This is a genomic window from Micrococcus sp. 63XJN7_6_ISO-PGPR-S23-444 (genome assembly GCF_058072765.1).
The window spans coordinates 453,512-467,596 of the sequence record NZ_CM176516.1 but is presented as its reverse complement, the minus strand read 5'-3'; the positions used below and the strand labels follow the sequence as shown (position 1 = coordinate 467,596).

Here is a 14,085-nt window from a genome sequence, read left to right as displayed (position 1 = left end):
CACGCGTCACAGTGGTCGCCCGGGTCCCCGATCGGGCACGGAGGCGCGGGAAGGGTCTACCCTAGGCGGAGGAATCCACTCGCACACGCCCCTGCCCGTCGTCGTCCCACGGCGGAGGACCGGGATCGTGCATTCCCCCTGGAGGTATCAACCGTGTCTAGCGCCACTGCGCAGGCCCCGGCCAAGAACGGCCGCGGAACCCTGTACCGGGGCCACGGCGGCATGTGGTCCTGGGTGGGCCACCGCGTCACCGGCGTCGTCATCTTCTTCTACCTGCTCGTCCACGTGCTGGACACGGCCCTGGTCCGGGTCTCCCCCGAGGCCTACAACGCCGTGATCGGCTCGTACAAGACGTGGTACTTCGCGCTCGGCGAGGCCGGCCTCGTCGCGGCGATCATCTTCCACGCCCTGAACGGCCTGCGCATCATCCTGGTCGACTTCTGGAAGGGCGGCACCCAGCACCACAAGACCCTGCTGTGGATCGTGCTGGGGCTGTGGGTCGTCCTGACCCTGGGCTTCGCCATCCGTCACTTCAGCCTCGCACTCGGAGGTCACTGAGCCATGAGCACCACCGCTGAGACCACCATCGCGGCGCCCCGCAGCCGCCGTCTGGACCCCAAGTACACGCGCGACGGCGGCGGCCGCGGCAACTTCGAGATGCTCGCCTGGCTGTTCATGCGCATCTCGGGCGTCTTCCTCGTCGTGCTGATCGCCGTGCACCTGACCACCAACCTGCTGGTGGGCGACGGCATCCACGCCATCGACTTCGGCTTCGTGGCCGGCAAGTGGGCGCACCCGCTGTGGCAGTTCTGGGACCTGGCCCTCCTGTGGCTGGCCATGCTGCACGGCGCCAACGGCGTGCGCACGATCATCAACGACTACACCCGTCGCGGCAGCGCCCGCTTCTGGCTGACGATGATCCTGTACATCGCCACAGCCGTGATCATCATCCTCGGCACCCTGGTGATCTTCACCTTCGATCCCTGCATGGTGGACGCCTCCGGCGCCCTGCTCGAGGGCTCCCCGGCCTTCTGCGGCTGACCTCGGAAACGCTCACCCTGCGGTGCGGCCGGCCCGAGCGGCCGCCGCGTCACAGACACCCAGAAAGAGAGACCTGAATGCAGGTGCACAAGTACGACGTGGTGATCGTCGGCGCCGGCGGCGCGGGCATGCGCGCGGCCATCGAGGCCGGTCAGCGCGCGCACACCGCCGTCCTCACCAAGATCTACCCCACGCGTTCCCACACCGGCGCGGCCCAGGGCGGCATGTGCGCGGCCCTCGCCAACGTCGAGGAGGACAACTGGGAGTGGCACACGTTCGACACCGTCAAGGGCGGCGACTACCTGGTGGACCAGGACGCCGCGGAGGTCATGGCCAAGGAGGCCATCGACGCGGTGCTGGACCTCGAGAAGATGGGCCTGCCCTTCAACCGCACCCCCGAGGGCAAGATCGACCAGCGCCGCTTCGGCGGCCACACCCGTGACCACGGCAAGGCGCCCGTGCGCCGCGCCTGCTACGCCGCGGACCGCACCGGCCACATGATCCTCCAGACGCTGTACCAGAACTGCGTCAAGCACAACGTGGAGTTCTTCAACGAGTTCTACGTGCTCGACCTGCTGCTGGTGGAGGAGGACGCCGTGCGCGAGGACGGCACCGCCTACAAGCAGAAGCGCACCGCCGGCGTCGTCTCCTACGAGCTGGCCACCGGCGAGATCCACGTCTTCCAGGCCAAGTCGGTCATCTTCGCCACCGGCGGCGCCGGCAAGGTGTACAAGACCACCTCGAACGCCCACACCCTCACCGGCGACGGCATGGCCATCGCCTACCGCGCGGGCCTGCCGCTCGAGGACATGGAGTTCGTGCAGTTCCACCCGACCGGCCTGGCCGGCCTGGGCATCCTGCTCTCCGAGGCCGCACGCGGCGAGGGCGGCATCCTCCGCAACGCGGACGGCGAGCGCTTCATGGAGCGCTACGCCCCCACCATCAAGGACCTCGCCCCGCGCGACATCGTGGCCCGGTCCATGGCCGAGGAGGTCCGTCAGGGCCGCGGCGCCGGCCCCAACAAGGACTACGTGCTGCTCGACCTGACGCACCTGGAGCCCTCGCACATCGACGAGAAGCTCCCGGACATCACCGAGTTCGCCCGCACGTACCTGGGCGTCGAGCCCTACACGGAGCCGGTGCCGGTGTTCCCCACCTGCCACTACTTCATGGGCGGCATCCCCACGAACATCAAGGCCGAGGTCCTCCAGGACAACGACACCGTCGTGCCGGGCCTGTACGCCGCCGGTGAGGTGGCCTGCGTGTCCGTGCACGGGTCCAACCGCCTGGGCACCAACTCGCTGCTGGACATCAACGTGTTCGGCCGCCGCGCCGGCATCTACGCCGCCGAGTACGCCGCGCAGGCGGACTGGGTGGAGCTGCCCGAGGGCGGCGAGCTGCCGACCGTGGAGCACATCGAGAACCTGCGCTCCGCCACCGGCTCCGAGCGCGTCGCGGACATCCGCGCCGAGCTCCAGGAGTCGATGGACGCGGACATGCAGGTCTTCCGCGACGAGGACTCGATCCGCCGCGCACTGGCCAAGATCGAGGAGCTGCGCGGGCGCTACGAGAACGTGTCCGTCCAGGACAAGGGCCACCGCTTCAACCTCGACCTGCTCGAGGGCATGGAGCTGGGCTACCTCCTGGACATCGCCGAGGCCATGACCCTCGCGGCCCTGGGCCGCAAGGAGTCCCGCGGCGGGCACTACCGCGAGGACTACCCCGACCGCGACGACGAGAACTTCATGGCGCACACCATGATCTACCGTGACGAGACCGCGGAGATGGAGGGCGTCAAGGGCATCCGCTTCGAGACCAAGCCCGTCGTCGTGACCCGTTACCAGCCGATGGAGCGTAAGTACTGATGAGCCACTCAGCAACCGAGACCGAGGCCCCCGTGGCCCAGGCGCAGACCCAGTCCGCCGGTGGCGGCGCAGGCGAGGTCGAGAGCTTCGACATCGTACTCAAGGTCCGCCGCTACCTCCCGGAGTCCTCCGAGGAGTCCTACTGGGACGAGTGGCGCCTGACCATGTACGGCACCGACCGCGTGCTGGACGCCCTGCACAAGGTCAAGTGGGACCACGACGGCACCCTGTCGTTCCGCCGCTCCTGCGCCCACGGCGTGTGCGGCTCCGACGCCATGCGCATCAACGGCCGCAACCGCCTGGCCTGCAAGACGCTCCTGAAGGACCTCGACCTGTCCAAGCCCATCCTGGTGGAGCCCATCAAGGGCCTGCCGGTGGAGAAGGACCTGATCGTGGACATGGACCCGTTCTTCCAGTCCTACCGCGAGATCATGCCGTTCCTGGTCGCCGAGGGCCACGCGCCCACCAAGGAGCGCTACCAGTCCCAGGCCGACCGGGCGATCTACGACGACACCACGAAGTGCATCCTGTGCGCCGCGTGCACCTCGTCCTGCCCGGTGTTCTGGACGGACGGCCAGTACTTCGGCCCGGCCGCCATCGTGAACGCGCACCGGTTCATCTTCGACTCGCGTGACGAGGCCGGCGACATGCGCCTGGAGATCCTGAACGACAAGGAGGGCGTGTGGCGCTGCCGCACGACCTTCAACTGCACCGACGCGTGCCCCCGCGGCATCCAGGTGACCAAGGCGATCTCCGAGGTGAAGCAGGCCATCCTGGCCCGCCAGTTCTGATCCCCCGCACCACGACGGCGGCCCGTCTCCTCGCACGAGGAGGCGGGCCGCCGTCGTCGTGGGCGGAGCCCCCTCCCGCCGAGGCCCGCAGACGCGCCGTCACCGGCCCGGCGTAGCGGCGTGTCTGCGGGCCTCAGCGTGGGGGCGGGGTGGGGACGGAGGCGGGGGCGGTCCGAGCTCAGACGTCGAAGGCGTCGCGCGTCTCCCGCCGGTGCGCCACACGCAGCCACACCGCGCTGGACACGAGCATCCCGACGACGGCGCCCAGCACGACCGGGCCCCCTCCCCCGGCCTGCACCATCCGCCCGCCGTCGACCATCCAGAAGGCCGCCGTGAGCATCCCCAGCACCACGAACACGCTCCCCACGGGGCGCACGGCCCGAATCCGGCGGGTGATGCCGGCCAGGAGCACCAGGGTCAGGACGACCACCGCCGCGGCGGCCACCGGCCCCGCCCCCGCCGGGGTGAGGAACGCGGCGACGTCGGCGTCGGTGACCTCGCTCGCGCCCCAGGAGCGCGCCTCCAGCACGGCGCGGGCATAGGTGGGCGACAACTGCAGCGCGAGCACGCCCCCCACGCCGGCCGCGCTCAGTGCCCCCGTGACCGCCGTGACGGTCTGGAACAGGCGCAGGGGACGCAGGGCCGCGCGATCGGGACCGGGGTCGCGCTCCGTGGTCTCGTGGGGATCGTCGTGGAGGGGGTGCATGCCCCCCATCATGCCCGGCGGCGCAGGAAGGTCGTCGCGAGGCCCGGGTTGAAGGCGCACACGAGCCAGGCCGCGTTCACGAGCGCGAACAGCCCGCCCAGGACCAGGGGCAGCACCACGTCCCCGGCGGGGAAGACGAACAGGCGGATGGCCCCCAGCAGCGTCACGAAGATGGCGATCGAGGCGAACAGGGCACCCATGATGCGCGCCGTGTTGCTGTGCCGGGTCAGCCCGACGAGGACGATCGCGTAGACCGCCAGACCCAGCAGGGTCGCGAACCAGGCACTGCCGGTGAGGGCGCCCTCGATGGCCTCGGCGGTCATCGCGGGCGACTGCGCGCCGCCCTCGGGCAGCGAGTCCGCGATGTCCTGGGCCGCGCCCGGGAGGAGGTTGCGCAGGATCGACGCGGCATAGAGGACTGCGGACGCGACCGTCAGTCCGAGCAGCGCCCGGAACACGCCGGGGGTGCGGGCGTCGGGGCGGATCAGCGGGCGGGCGTCCGGGCCGGAGTGCCCGGCGATGCGCCGCCGCGCCTCATCCGGGCCCACCACGGGCCGCCCGCCGCCGTCCAGGTCGTCGGAGTGGGGGGACACGGGATGCGGGGGTCGATGATCGGAGGCCATGTCGCCATGGTCTCCGCTGGCCGACGCCGGGGCGAGGGCTGGCGACCCAGGACTCGCCGCCGGCGAACGGCGTCGGGATCAGGCGCGGCGGCCCTGACGGGTGTAGGCCGCGACCTGCGGGTTGAAGGCCTTGACCAGCCACAGGATGTTCACGATCACCAGTGCCAGGCTCAGCACGGAGGCCAGGACGCCGCCGATGCCGGGGAAGGTCACGAAGGAGAAGATGCCGCCGACGGCGCTGAGGGTGCCCAGGATCGCGACGACGATGCCGAGGATGCGGGCCCAGTTCTTGGCCCCGCGGAGGTTGAAGTACACCAGGGCGTACAGGGCCACGCCGATGAGCAGGACGATGATCGTGCCCACCGTCACGGAGGCGCCCACGACAGGCGCGATCTCCTCCACCTGCTCGGGGGTGAGGCCGCTCTGGCGAAGGGAGTCCCGCATGCGTTCGATACTCTCCTCACCGCCGAACAGAGCCGGCAGGGAGGACAGCACGTACAGCGCGAGCGACGTGAGCGTCAGCGTCAGGAGCGCGGGGAACGCGGCCGGCTCCGGGACGATGCCGTACGGGCTGCCCGGCTGGGCGCCGTAGCCCGGGGCCGCGTAGGGCTGCGTGCCGTAGCGGGAGCCCACGGCGGGCTGCTCCGGGTTCGGGTTCGGTCGATCGGTGGTCATGGTGTGCTCCTCGGTGACGGTGGCGGCGGTGACGGGCGCGGTGGCAGGATCACTCGTGCCGCAGTGCCTCGATGGGATCCTTCCGGGCCGCACGCAGGGCGGGCAAGGTGCCGGCGATGAACGCGATGGCCACGATCAGCAGCAAGATCAGCAGCAGGGCGAGGGGGTTGACCGCGAACAGGACCAGGCCGGTGACGCCGCTGAGGGGGCCGGTGGTCAGCACCTGGTTCGCGATGAGTCCGACGGCGACGCCCAGGCCGATGCCGATCAGCGAGCCGAGCAGGCCGATCACGACGGCCTCCATGGTGAACAGGCCGAAGATCTTCCCGCCGGTCATGCCGAGGGCCTTCATGAGGCCGATCTCCCGGGTGCGCTCCTGCACCGCCATGAGCAGGGTGTTGATGATGCCGAAGCTGGCGGCGAGCAGCGCGATGAGCGCGAAGCCGGTCAGCACCCACGTGACGGCGTCGATGATGCCGCGGATCACGCCGAGCTGCTCCTCGAGGGTCTGCGCCAGCAGGCCCTGGTCGGCCAGCGCCTGCTTCACGGCGTCCTCGTTCGCCTCCGGGTCCTCCACGATCGCCGTGGCCTGGAAGTAGGTGTTCCGCTGCGACTCCGGCAGGCCCTCCGTCGTGATGTCGTAGATCTCCTGCTCGAGCGACTCCGACGGCGTCGGGGCGGTGCCCGCACCGGACGCGGCCGCCTTCGTCACACCGACCACGGTGGCCGTCACGGACTTGTGCTCCTGCAGCGGGGTCGCCGCCACGACGATCAGCTCCGTGCCGACCAGGTCCTCGGCGTCGCCGGCGCCCAGGTCCTCCACCCACGACTCGGGCATGACGATCTCCGCGGCGCCGGCCTCGGGGGCACGGCCGGCCGAGAAGGTGAGCATGTCGATCTCACCGGAGCTGCCCGTGAAGCCGGTCTGCCACTTGCGGTCGTCCGGGCCCTGGATGTACTCCGGCTCGGCCACCCGATAGGTCTTCACCTCGGTGACGTGCTCGGTGTCCTCGATCGCGGCGAGGTCCTCCTGGGTGAGCAGCGGCATGCCGAACATCTCGCCGCCGGCGGCGTCCTGCTCCGTGTACTCCTGGGGCGAGCCGCTCGCCGCGCCGGCCGAGGACATGTCCTGCTGCTTCATCACGGTCAGCTCACCGGGCTTGCCGAAGCCCTCGACCACGTTGTCCACGTACTTGTTGATGCCCGCGCCGAGCCCCGTGGTGAGGGTCAGCGTGAATGCGCCGATCACGATCGCGACGACGGTGAGGAAGGTGCGCAGCTTGGAGCGCATCGTGTTGGCGAGCGCCGTGCCCGCGACGTCGGTGGCCTTCATGCCCGCGCTCCGTCCTGCTCGGTGCCGACGCGCTCGTCGGCGATGACCACGCCGTCCTGCAGCTCGACGCGACGGTCGCACTTCGCGGCCAGGTCGTCGTCGTGCGTGACCACCACGAGGGTGATGCCCTCGTCGCGGTGCAGGCCGAAGAGGATGTCCTCCACGGCCGCCGAGGTGGCGGAGTCCAGGTTGCCCGTGGGCTCGTCCGCGAACAGCACCGTCGGGTTGTTCACGAGCGCGCGGGCGATGCACACGCGCTGCTTCTGGCCGCCGGAGAGGTCCGTGGCCTTGTTCTTCGCCTTGTCCGCGAGCTCGAGCCGCTCGAGCACCGCCATGCCGCGGCGGGTGCGCTGGGCCCGGCCCACGCCGGCGATCTTCAGCGGCAGCACGGTGTTCTCCAGGACCGTCTGGGTCGGGTTCAGGAAGAACTGCTGGAACACGAAGCCGAACCGCTCGTTGCGCAGCTGGGAGATCTCCGCGGCCTTGAGCTGGGAGACGGGACGGCCGTCCATCGCCACCACGCCGGCGGAGGGCTGGTCCAGCAGCGCCAGCAGGTGCATCAGGGTGGACTTGCCGGAGCCGGACTTGCCGACGACGGCCAGGGACTCGCCGCGCTGGATCTGCAGGGTGATGCCCTTCAGCGCGTCGAAGCGGGACGCCCCGCGGCCGTAGACCTTGACGAGGTTCTCCGTCTCCAGGACAGGTTCGGCGCCGGGTGGGACCTCGGCGACGGCGGGGATGGGGACCGCGGTGGACATGGCTCCGGCACTCCTCTGTCGGTGGGGCTCGCCCCCGCTGCGGCAGGAGCGGAGGCAGTGCACCCATCCTGACAGCCGGGCACGCGCCGCCGCCTCCGCCTCGAGTCGGAGAAACACGACGGCCCGCGTCCCCCGCAGGTCGGGGGCGCGGGCCGTCGTCGGGGAGGCCGGTGCGGTCCGGCTCAGCGCAGCGGCGGCAGGAAGCCGACCTTGGCGTAGACGTCCTCGAGCACGGGCGTGGCCACGGCGCGGGCCTTCTCGGCGCCGGCGGCGAGGATGCGGTCCAGCTCGGCGGGGTCGTCCAGCAGCGCGAGGGCGCGCTCGCGCACGGGGGCCAGGCGCTCGACGACGGCGTCCGCCACCGCGACCTTGAGGTGCCCGTACATCTTGCCGACGAACTCCTCCTCGAGCTGCGGGATCGGCGTGCCGGACACCGCGGAGAGGATGGTCAGCAGGTTGGAGACGCCGGGCTTGGCCTCGCGGTCGAAGCGCACCTCGGTGCCGTCGTCGGTCACGGCCGACTTGATCTTCTTGGCGGTCTTCTTCGGCTCCTCGAGGATGTTGATGAGCCCGTTCGGGGACGCCGCGGACTTGGACATCTTCGACGTGGGGTCCTGCAGGTCGTAGATGCGCGCGCCGGTCTCCGGGTAGAAGCCGGTGGGCACCACGAACGTCTCGCCGTAGCGATGGTTGAAGCGCTGGGCGAGGTCGCGGGTGAGCTCCACGTGCTGGCGCTGGTCGTCGCCCACGGGCACGCCATGCGGCTGGTAGAGCAGGATGTCCGCGGCCATGAGCATGGGGTACGCGAGCAGGCCGACCCCGGCCGCGTCCGCGCCCTGCTTGGCGGACTTGTCCTTGAACTGGGTCATCCGCATGGCCTCGCCCATGCCGGTCATGCAGGTCAGCACCCAGGCAAGCTGCGCGTGCTCGGGCACCTGGGACTGGACGAACAGCGTGGAGCGCTCGGGGTCGATGCCGCCGGCGATGAACTGCGCGGCGGCCACCCGCGTGCGCTCCGCCAGGGCTGCCGGGTCCTGGGGCACGGTGATGGCGTGCAGGTCGGGGATGAAGAAGAACGCCTCGAAGTCGGCCTGGGTGCGCTCCCAGTTCACGAGGGCGCCGAGGTAGTTGCCCAGGTGGAGGGAGTCCGCCGAGGGCTGCATGCCGGAGAGCACGCGGTGCCGGGCGGACGCGCCGGCCAGGTGGGCGGTGGCGGCGGCGTCCTGGGCCAGGACGTCCTGGACGGAGTTCTTCTTCATGGTCATCTCAGCCTCGGGTCTCTCCTGCACGGTCAGAACTGGTAGTCGACCACGAGCGGGGCGTGGTCGGAGAAGCGGGTGCCCCAGCTGGGGGCGCGGTCCACGACGGCGGTCGTCGCCCGCTCGGCCAGGCCCGCGGTCGCCATGTGGTAGTCGATGCGCCATCCGGCGTCGTTGTCGAAGGCCTTGCCGCGCATGGACCACCACGTGTACGGGCCCGGCACCGGCCCGGCGAGGGCTCGGTGCACGTCCGTGAAGCCGAGCTCGCCGAAGAACCGGTCGAAGTAGGCGCGCTCCTCGGGCAGGAAGCCGGCCTTCTTCACGTTGCCCTTCCAGTTCTTGATGTCCAGCTCGGTGTGGCCCACGTTGAGGTCGCCCGTGACGAGGGCATGCCCCTCCCCCGCGGCCAGCTCGGAGAGGCGGCGGGCCATCTCGTCGAGGAACCGGTACTTGTCCACCTGCTTCGGGGTGTCGACCTCGCCCGAGTGCACGTACGCGGAGACCACGGTCAGCGGCGAGCCGTCCGGCAGGCGCAGGTCGGCCTCGATCCAGCGGCCGGCGTCGTCGAAGTATCCGTCGGCGTCGGCGATGCCGGTGCGGACCTCGCCGAGCGGGAACCGCGAGGCGATCGCGACGCCGGCCCGCCCCTTGGCGGCGGCCACGGCGTCCGCCAGGTGCACCTCGTCCCAGTCCTCGCCCACGATCTCGCGGACCAGCTGCGCCGTGACGTCCGCGGGGGCGCGCACCTCCTGGAGGGTGAGCACGTCCACGCCGCGGCCGGCGAACCACTCGCGCATGCCCTTGCGGTGCGAGGCGCGGATGCCGTTGACGTTCACGGTGGCCACGCGCACGGCGCCGTCGGCCTTGGGCGCCCCGGCGTGGGCGTGCACCACGGGCTCGCCCTCGGCGGGCTCGGGGTACTTCCCGGTGACGGGGTCCTTCTCGGGCAGCGCCGTCATCAGCCGATCACCGTCCCGCTCACCGGGCCCTCGGCGCCGCCGGCCCGGGACTCCTTGATCATGTCGCGGGCGTTGGAGGCCGTGATGTCGATGGTCTCCAGGGCGCGGTCCACCATCTCGCGGTCCATGCCCTCGCCCGCGGCGAGCTGCTCGCGCACCACGCGCACCTGCACCTGGGCGATCTTGAACGAGTGGTCCAGCTTGGTGTCCCGCAGGGGGTCCGCGGCCGGGGCCTGCGGGGCCACCGCGGGGGCTGCGGCGTCGGTGTCCCGGCCGCGCAGGGCGGCGACGTCGGCGCGGGCGTTCTGCATGGCGGTGTCCACCTTGCGGCCCGCGGCCTGGACGCCGCGGCGCATCTGCAGGTACACGACCACCGCGAACACGAGCCAGCCGGCGGCGACGGCGACCACGAGCCACCCGATCACGTCGTTCTGGTTCGCGGCGAAGATGATCGCCACGATCAGGATGACGATCATCGCAACGAAGCCGAGCGATCCCACGCGCAGGCCGGCGCGGGGGCCGCGGCGCGCGCCGTCGGGACCGGGGGTCAGGGACTGGGACATGGGTGCTCCTCCGGAGGGGCTCGTGGGGTCTGCCCTCCATCATCCCGCATCGTGGGGTGCGCTCCGAATCGGACGGCCCGCGTCGGCGCCTATCCTGAGGCGATGACCCCCCGGCCCCCACACCCCGCCGACCCCGTGTCCGGGGCCTTCACCCCTGACCAGCGCCGCATCCTCATCGCACTGCTCATGCCGCTCTTCCTCGCGCTGATGAGCGTGTCCGTGGTGAACGTGGCGCTGCCGGCCATCGAGTCGGGCCTGGACGCCACGAGCGCGGATCTGCAGTGGGTGCTGGCGGGGTACACGCTGACGTTCGGCACCGTGCTCGTGGCCGCGGGCCGCGCCGGCGACCTGTGGGGGCGCAAGAACCTGTTCCTGGCGGGCATCACGCTGTACATGCTCGGCTCCCTGCTCTCCGGCTTGGCCGGGGACACTCTGCTGCTCAATGCCGGGCGCCTGCTCACGGGCCTGGGCGCGGGCGTGTTCAACCCCCAGGTCATCGGGTTCATCCAGTCGAACTTCCACGGCCGCGCCCGCGGGCGGGCCTACGGGCTCTTCGGCACCGTGGTGGGCCTCGGCGTGGCCGTGGGGCCCCTGCTCGGCGGGCTGTTCCTCGGCGCGTTCGGCCCCGAGTGGGGCTGGCGCTCCACGTTCCTCATGAACGTGCCCGTGGGCCTGGCCGCCGTCGCGATGGGCGCCCTCTGGCTGCCGCCGCCCACCCGCGTGCACGGCCTGCCCCCCGCCCCCGGACCACGCGGGATCGCCGCGCTCGATCCGGTGGGCGCCCTGCTGCTCGGCGCCGGCGGGGTGAGCCTCATGGTGCCGTTCATCGTCCCGGGCACCGCCTGGCTGCTGGTCCTCGCCGCCGCGCTCGTGACGGCGTGGTGGCTGTGGGAGAAGCGCGTGAAGGCCCGGGCGTCGGCCACCGGCGTGCAGCCCATGGTGGACCCGGCCCTGTTCCGGCGGCCGTCCTTCACGATCGGCGCGCTCGAGTCCACCATCTACCTGGCCACCATGCCGGCGGTGTTCGCGATCGTGGCGATCTTCCTGCAGCGCGGCATGGGGTTCACGCCGCTCGAGGCCGGCCTCGTGGGTCTGCCCGGCGCCGTCGTCGTGGCCTCCCTGTCCCCGTGGGTGGGTTCGATGGTGCAGCGGCGGGGGCCCGTGCTCGTGCTGCTCGGCGCTCTGGTGGGCCTCGTGTCGCTGGGGGTGCTCGCGCTCGCGTTCGAGCGCAGCGCGGCCGGCGCGTGGTCGCCGTGGATCGTGGGGGTGGGGCTGATCGTGCAGTCGGCCTCGCAGGCCCTGCTGCTCACCAGCACGCAGGTGCTGATGATGGACGACGTCGCCGGCCACGAGGCGGGGGCGGCCGGCGGCGTCGCCCAGACGGCGCAGCGTCTCGGCACCGCCCTGGGCCTGTCCGTGGTGACGGGCGCGTTCTTCGCGGCCCTGGCCGGCGCCGCAGCCGAGAGCGCCGGTCCGCCGTCGGCCGCGGCGTACGCGCACGCGGCCTCGACCGCCATGGGCATGGTGGCCGTGTGCTGGGCGCTCACCGCCGCGGTCGCGGCCCTGGACGTGGTCCGGCGGCGCCGCGCCGCGCGCGCGGCCTGACCGGCCCGCGGGGGCCTCAGCGCAGGAACAGCGCGCCGAGCCGGCGGGCGGCGAGCCACACCCCGACGCCGGCCATCACCACGAAGTAGAGGACGTGGCCGGCGGTCGCCCAGCTCAGCACGCCCACCGCGAGGGCGCGCATCATCTCCACGGCGTGCCACAGCGGGAACACGCGGATCACCCACTGGATCGGCTCCGGGTAGACCGCGAGCGGGAAGAACGTGGCCGAGAACAGGAACATGGGCATCAGCACGATCTGGACCCAGTCCATGTGCTGGAACGTCTTCATCCAGCTCGTCACCGCCATGCCGAGGGAGGCGAAGCCCAGCGCCACGAGCAGGGCGCCGGGGATCATGAGCAGCGCCGTCCACGAGGTGACGAGCCCGGCCACGGTCATGACGATCAGGAAGCCGACCGCGTAGATCAGCCCGCGCAGCAGCGCCATCGCGATCTCCCCGAGCGCCACGTCCAGCGGGCCCAGCCGCGTGGAGAGCATGGTCTGGTACGTCTTCGCGTAGCGCAGCTTGAAGAACACGTTCCACGTGGAGTCGTAGATGGCGCCGTTCATCGCCGAGACCGCCAGCAGTGCGGGGGCGAGGTACATGCCGTACGGGACGGGGGTGCCGTCCGGGCCGGCCACGTCGCCGACCAGCGCGCCGAGCCCCAGCCCCATGGAGGCCAGGTAGAGCACGGGCTCGAAGAAGCCGGAGAAGAACACCACCCAGTTGTTGGACTTCAGGGACAGGAACGCCCGCTCCATCACCGCGCGCACGTTGCCCGAGTACGCGCCGGCCAGCGGGCCGCGGCGCACGGGGATCTCGGGCAGGGGCGGCACGGCGACGGCGTGTTCCCGCACCACCGACGACGACGGCGCGGCAGGCTCCGCCTGCGCGGCGGCGGGTGTGACGTCGGCGCGGGCGGCCCCGGTGCGCGGGGCACGGCGGCCCAGGCGCGGGGCACGGCGGCCCAGGCGCGGGGCACGGTCGCGACGGGCGGCCGTGACGGCGTCGCGGTCCGGGGTGCCGCGGACCCAGCCGAGGCGGCGCGTGTAGATCCGCACCGCGAGCCAGGCCCCGCCGAGCGCGAGGGCCAGCAGGAACGCCACGTGCACCACGGTGAGCCAGGCCGGCTCGACCATCCCGTAGGAGAGCACGCGGCCGAGCTGGGCGGCATGCCACTGCGGGGAGAGCCAGCCGATCCAGCGCAGCCACACCGGCAGCGCCTCGAGCGGGTAGAAGGTGGCGGAGAACAGGAACAGGGGCATGACCACGAGCCGCTGCAGGGTGGCGAACTGGCCCTTGTCCTCCTTCAGGGAGGCCGCGAACGCCATGATCGGCGCGCCGACGGCGAGCCCGCCGAGCGTGGCGGTGAGGACCTGCACCCACGCCCACGGGCTCGAGACCACGCCGAACGCCAGCATCACCAGCAGGAACACGGCGGCCTGGAACACGAACCGCAGGCTCACGGCCGCGAGGTGGCCCAGGGCGATCTGCGCCGGAGACAGCGGAGTGGCCTGCGCCGCGTAGTACGTGCGCTGCCACTGGAACCCGCCCATCACCGGGTAGGAGAACTCGACGGACGCGGTCATCAGCGCGCCCGAGGCCAGCAGCGCCGGGGCGATGAACGCGACGTAGGAGACCCCGCCCAGGGCGTCCTGCGGCATCCCCCCGCCCATGAGCTGGGCCAGGCCCAGGCCCATGGCCAGCAGGTAGAGCACGGGCTCGCCGAGCGCCCCGACGAGCAGCACCGCGCCGTAGCGACGCATGTTCCGCAGCTGGTGTTCGGCGTAGAGCAGGACGCCGCGGCGCCTCACACGCTCCGCGGACGCCGCCGCGGTGACCGGCGGGCGCAGCGGCTCGGCGGGCGTGGCGGGGCCGGGGGCCGTCGTCGTGATGGGGGACGGCACG

Annotated in this window: 14 protein-coding genes; 5 read left to right on the top strand and 9 right to left on the bottom strand. The window is 71.8% G+C overall.

Going from position 1 to position 14,085, the window contains the following annotated elements; all coding sequences use genetic code 11:
* The first annotated feature begins 153 nt into the window (after window positions 1–153).
* From sdhC to AC3RJ9_RS02125, 4 genes are all read left to right on the top strand, one after another.
* Complete coding sequence (gene sdhC, locus AC3RJ9_RS02140; protein ID WP_078025777.1) at window positions 154–558, top strand: succinate dehydrogenase, cytochrome b556 subunit; 405 nt, start codon at window positions 154–156, stop codon at window positions 556–558.
* A gap of 3 nt (window positions 559–561) precedes the next feature.
* Window positions 562–1,041 (top strand): succinate dehydrogenase hydrophobic membrane anchor subunit, encoded by a 480-nt coding sequence (locus AC3RJ9_RS02135; RefSeq protein WP_036314556.1) that lies wholly within the window; start codon window positions 562–564, stop codon window positions 1,039–1,041.
* A gap of 77 nt (window positions 1,042–1,118) precedes the next feature.
* Window positions 1,119–2,906 (top strand): succinate dehydrogenase flavoprotein subunit, encoded by a 1,788-nt coding sequence (gene sdhA, locus AC3RJ9_RS02130; protein ID WP_069941877.1) that lies wholly within the window; start codon window positions 1,119–1,121, stop codon window positions 2,904–2,906.
* A complete protein-coding gene (locus AC3RJ9_RS02125) occupies window positions 2,906–3,697 on the top strand; it encodes a succinate dehydrogenase iron-sulfur subunit (RefSeq protein ID WP_002856582.1) in 792 nt (263 codons plus the stop codon). Before sdhA ends, AC3RJ9_RS02125 begins: the two co-directional genes overlap by 1 nt.
* A 178-nt stretch (window positions 3,698–3,875) precedes the next feature.
* On the opposite strand, the gene AC3RJ9_RS02120 is transcribed toward AC3RJ9_RS02125, so the two are convergent.
* From AC3RJ9_RS02120 to AC3RJ9_RS02085, 8 genes are all read right to left on the bottom strand, one after another.
* Window positions 3,876–4,403: a hypothetical protein gene (locus AC3RJ9_RS02120; RefSeq protein WP_036381951.1), complete on the bottom strand. Its 528-nt coding sequence runs from the start codon at window positions 4,401–4,403 to the stop codon at window positions 3,876–3,878.
* Window positions 4,404–4,411: 8 nt separating this feature from the next.
* The gene (locus AC3RJ9_RS02115; protein ID WP_199727625.1) at window positions 4,412–5,026 is read right to left on the bottom strand and encodes a hypothetical protein; all 615 of its coding nucleotides are present in this window, start codon (window positions 5,024–5,026) and stop codon (window positions 4,412–4,414) included.
* Between the two features lie 78 nt (window positions 5,027–5,104).
* Complete coding sequence (locus tag AC3RJ9_RS02110; RefSeq protein WP_123244114.1) at window positions 5,105–5,701, bottom strand: hypothetical protein; 597 nt, start codon at window positions 5,699–5,701, stop codon at window positions 5,105–5,107.
* A gap of 49 nt (window positions 5,702–5,750) precedes the next feature.
* A complete protein-coding gene (locus AC3RJ9_RS02105) occupies window positions 5,751–7,034 on the bottom strand; it encodes an ABC transporter permease (protein ID WP_123244113.1) in 1,284 nt (427 codons plus the stop codon).
* Window positions 7,031–7,792, bottom strand: coding sequence for an ABC transporter ATP-binding protein (locus AC3RJ9_RS02100; protein WP_123244112.1), 762 nt, complete (start codon window positions 7,790–7,792; stop codon window positions 7,031–7,033). The genes AC3RJ9_RS02105 and AC3RJ9_RS02100 overlap by 4 nt, the downstream gene beginning before the upstream one ends.
* 182 nt (window positions 7,793–7,974) lie before the next feature.
* Window positions 7,975–9,057, bottom strand: coding sequence for a tryptophan--tRNA ligase (gene trpS / locus AC3RJ9_RS02095; RefSeq protein ID WP_002856591.1), 1,083 nt, complete (start codon window positions 9,055–9,057; stop codon window positions 7,975–7,977).
* Between the two features lie 26 nt (window positions 9,058–9,083).
* Window positions 9,084–10,010: an exodeoxyribonuclease III gene (locus tag AC3RJ9_RS02090; RefSeq protein WP_036381964.1), complete on the bottom strand. Its 927-nt coding sequence runs from the start codon at window positions 10,008–10,010 to the stop codon at window positions 9,084–9,086.
* Window positions 10,010–10,573, bottom strand: a complete 564-nt coding sequence (locus tag AC3RJ9_RS02085; RefSeq protein WP_123244111.1) for a hypothetical protein — start codon at window positions 10,571–10,573, stop codon at window positions 10,010–10,012. Before AC3RJ9_RS02085 ends, AC3RJ9_RS02090 begins: the two co-directional genes overlap by 1 nt.
* A 102-nt stretch (window positions 10,574–10,675) precedes the next feature.
* Between AC3RJ9_RS02085 and AC3RJ9_RS02080 the strand changes: the two genes are divergently transcribed.
* The gene (locus AC3RJ9_RS02080; protein ID WP_233569925.1) at window positions 10,676–12,178 is read left to right on the top strand and encodes an MFS transporter; all 1,503 of its coding nucleotides are present in this window, start codon (window positions 10,676–10,678) and stop codon (window positions 12,176–12,178) included.
* 16 nt (window positions 12,179–12,194) lie between these two features.
* Here AC3RJ9_RS02080 and AC3RJ9_RS02075 read toward each other — a convergent pair whose 3' ends face one another.
* Window positions 12,195–14,084 carry an ABC transporter permease gene (locus tag AC3RJ9_RS02075; protein ID WP_123244110.1) on the bottom strand — a complete coding sequence of 630 codons (1,890 nt, stop codon included), beginning with the start codon at window positions 14,082–14,084 and terminating at the stop codon, window positions 12,195–12,197.
* Window position 14,085 lies beyond the last annotated feature (1 nt).

Excerpts from the sequence above, each read along its gene's own strand:
- AC3RJ9_RS02135 (WP_036314556.1), top strand. The coding sequence starts at position 562 with ATGAGCACCACCGCTGAGACCACCATCGCGGCGCCCCGCAGCCGCCGT.
- sdhA (WP_069941877.1), top strand. The coding sequence starts at position 1,119 with ATGCAGGTGCACAAGTACGACGTGGTGATCGTCGGCGCCGGCGGCGCG.
- AC3RJ9_RS02125 (WP_002856582.1), top strand. The coding sequence starts at position 2,906 with ATGAGCCACTCAGCAACCGAGACCGAGGCCCCCGTGGCCCAGGCGCAG.
- AC3RJ9_RS02120 (WP_036381951.1), bottom strand. The coding sequence starts at position 4,403 with ATGCACCCCCTCCACGACGATCCCCACGAGACCACGGAGCGCGACCCC.
- AC3RJ9_RS02115 (WP_199727625.1), bottom strand. The coding sequence starts at position 5,026 with ATGGCCTCCGATCATCGACCCCCGCATCCCGTGTCCCCCCACTCCGAC.
- AC3RJ9_RS02110 (WP_123244114.1), bottom strand. The coding sequence starts at position 5,701 with ATGACCACCGATCGACCGAACCCGAACCCGGAGCAGCCCGCCGTGGGC.
- AC3RJ9_RS02105 (WP_123244113.1), bottom strand. The coding sequence starts at position 7,034 with ATGAAGGCCACCGACGTCGCGGGCACGGCGCTCGCCAACACGATGCGC.
- AC3RJ9_RS02100 (WP_123244112.1), bottom strand. The coding sequence starts at position 7,792 with ATGTCCACCGCGGTCCCCATCCCCGCCGTCGCCGAGGTCCCACCCGGC.
- trpS (WP_002856591.1), bottom strand. The coding sequence starts at position 9,057 with ATGACCATGAAGAAGAACTCCGTCCAGGACGTCCTGGCCCAGGACGCC.
- AC3RJ9_RS02090 (WP_036381964.1), bottom strand. The coding sequence starts at position 10,010 with ATGACGGCGCTGCCCGAGAAGGACCCCGTCACCGGGAAGTACCCCGAG.
- AC3RJ9_RS02085 (WP_123244111.1), bottom strand. The coding sequence starts at position 10,573 with ATGTCCCAGTCCCTGACCCCCGGTCCCGACGGCGCGCGCCGCGGCCCC.
- AC3RJ9_RS02080 (WP_233569925.1), top strand. The coding sequence starts at position 10,676 with ATGACCCCCCGGCCCCCACACCCCGCCGACCCCGTGTCCGGGGCCTTC.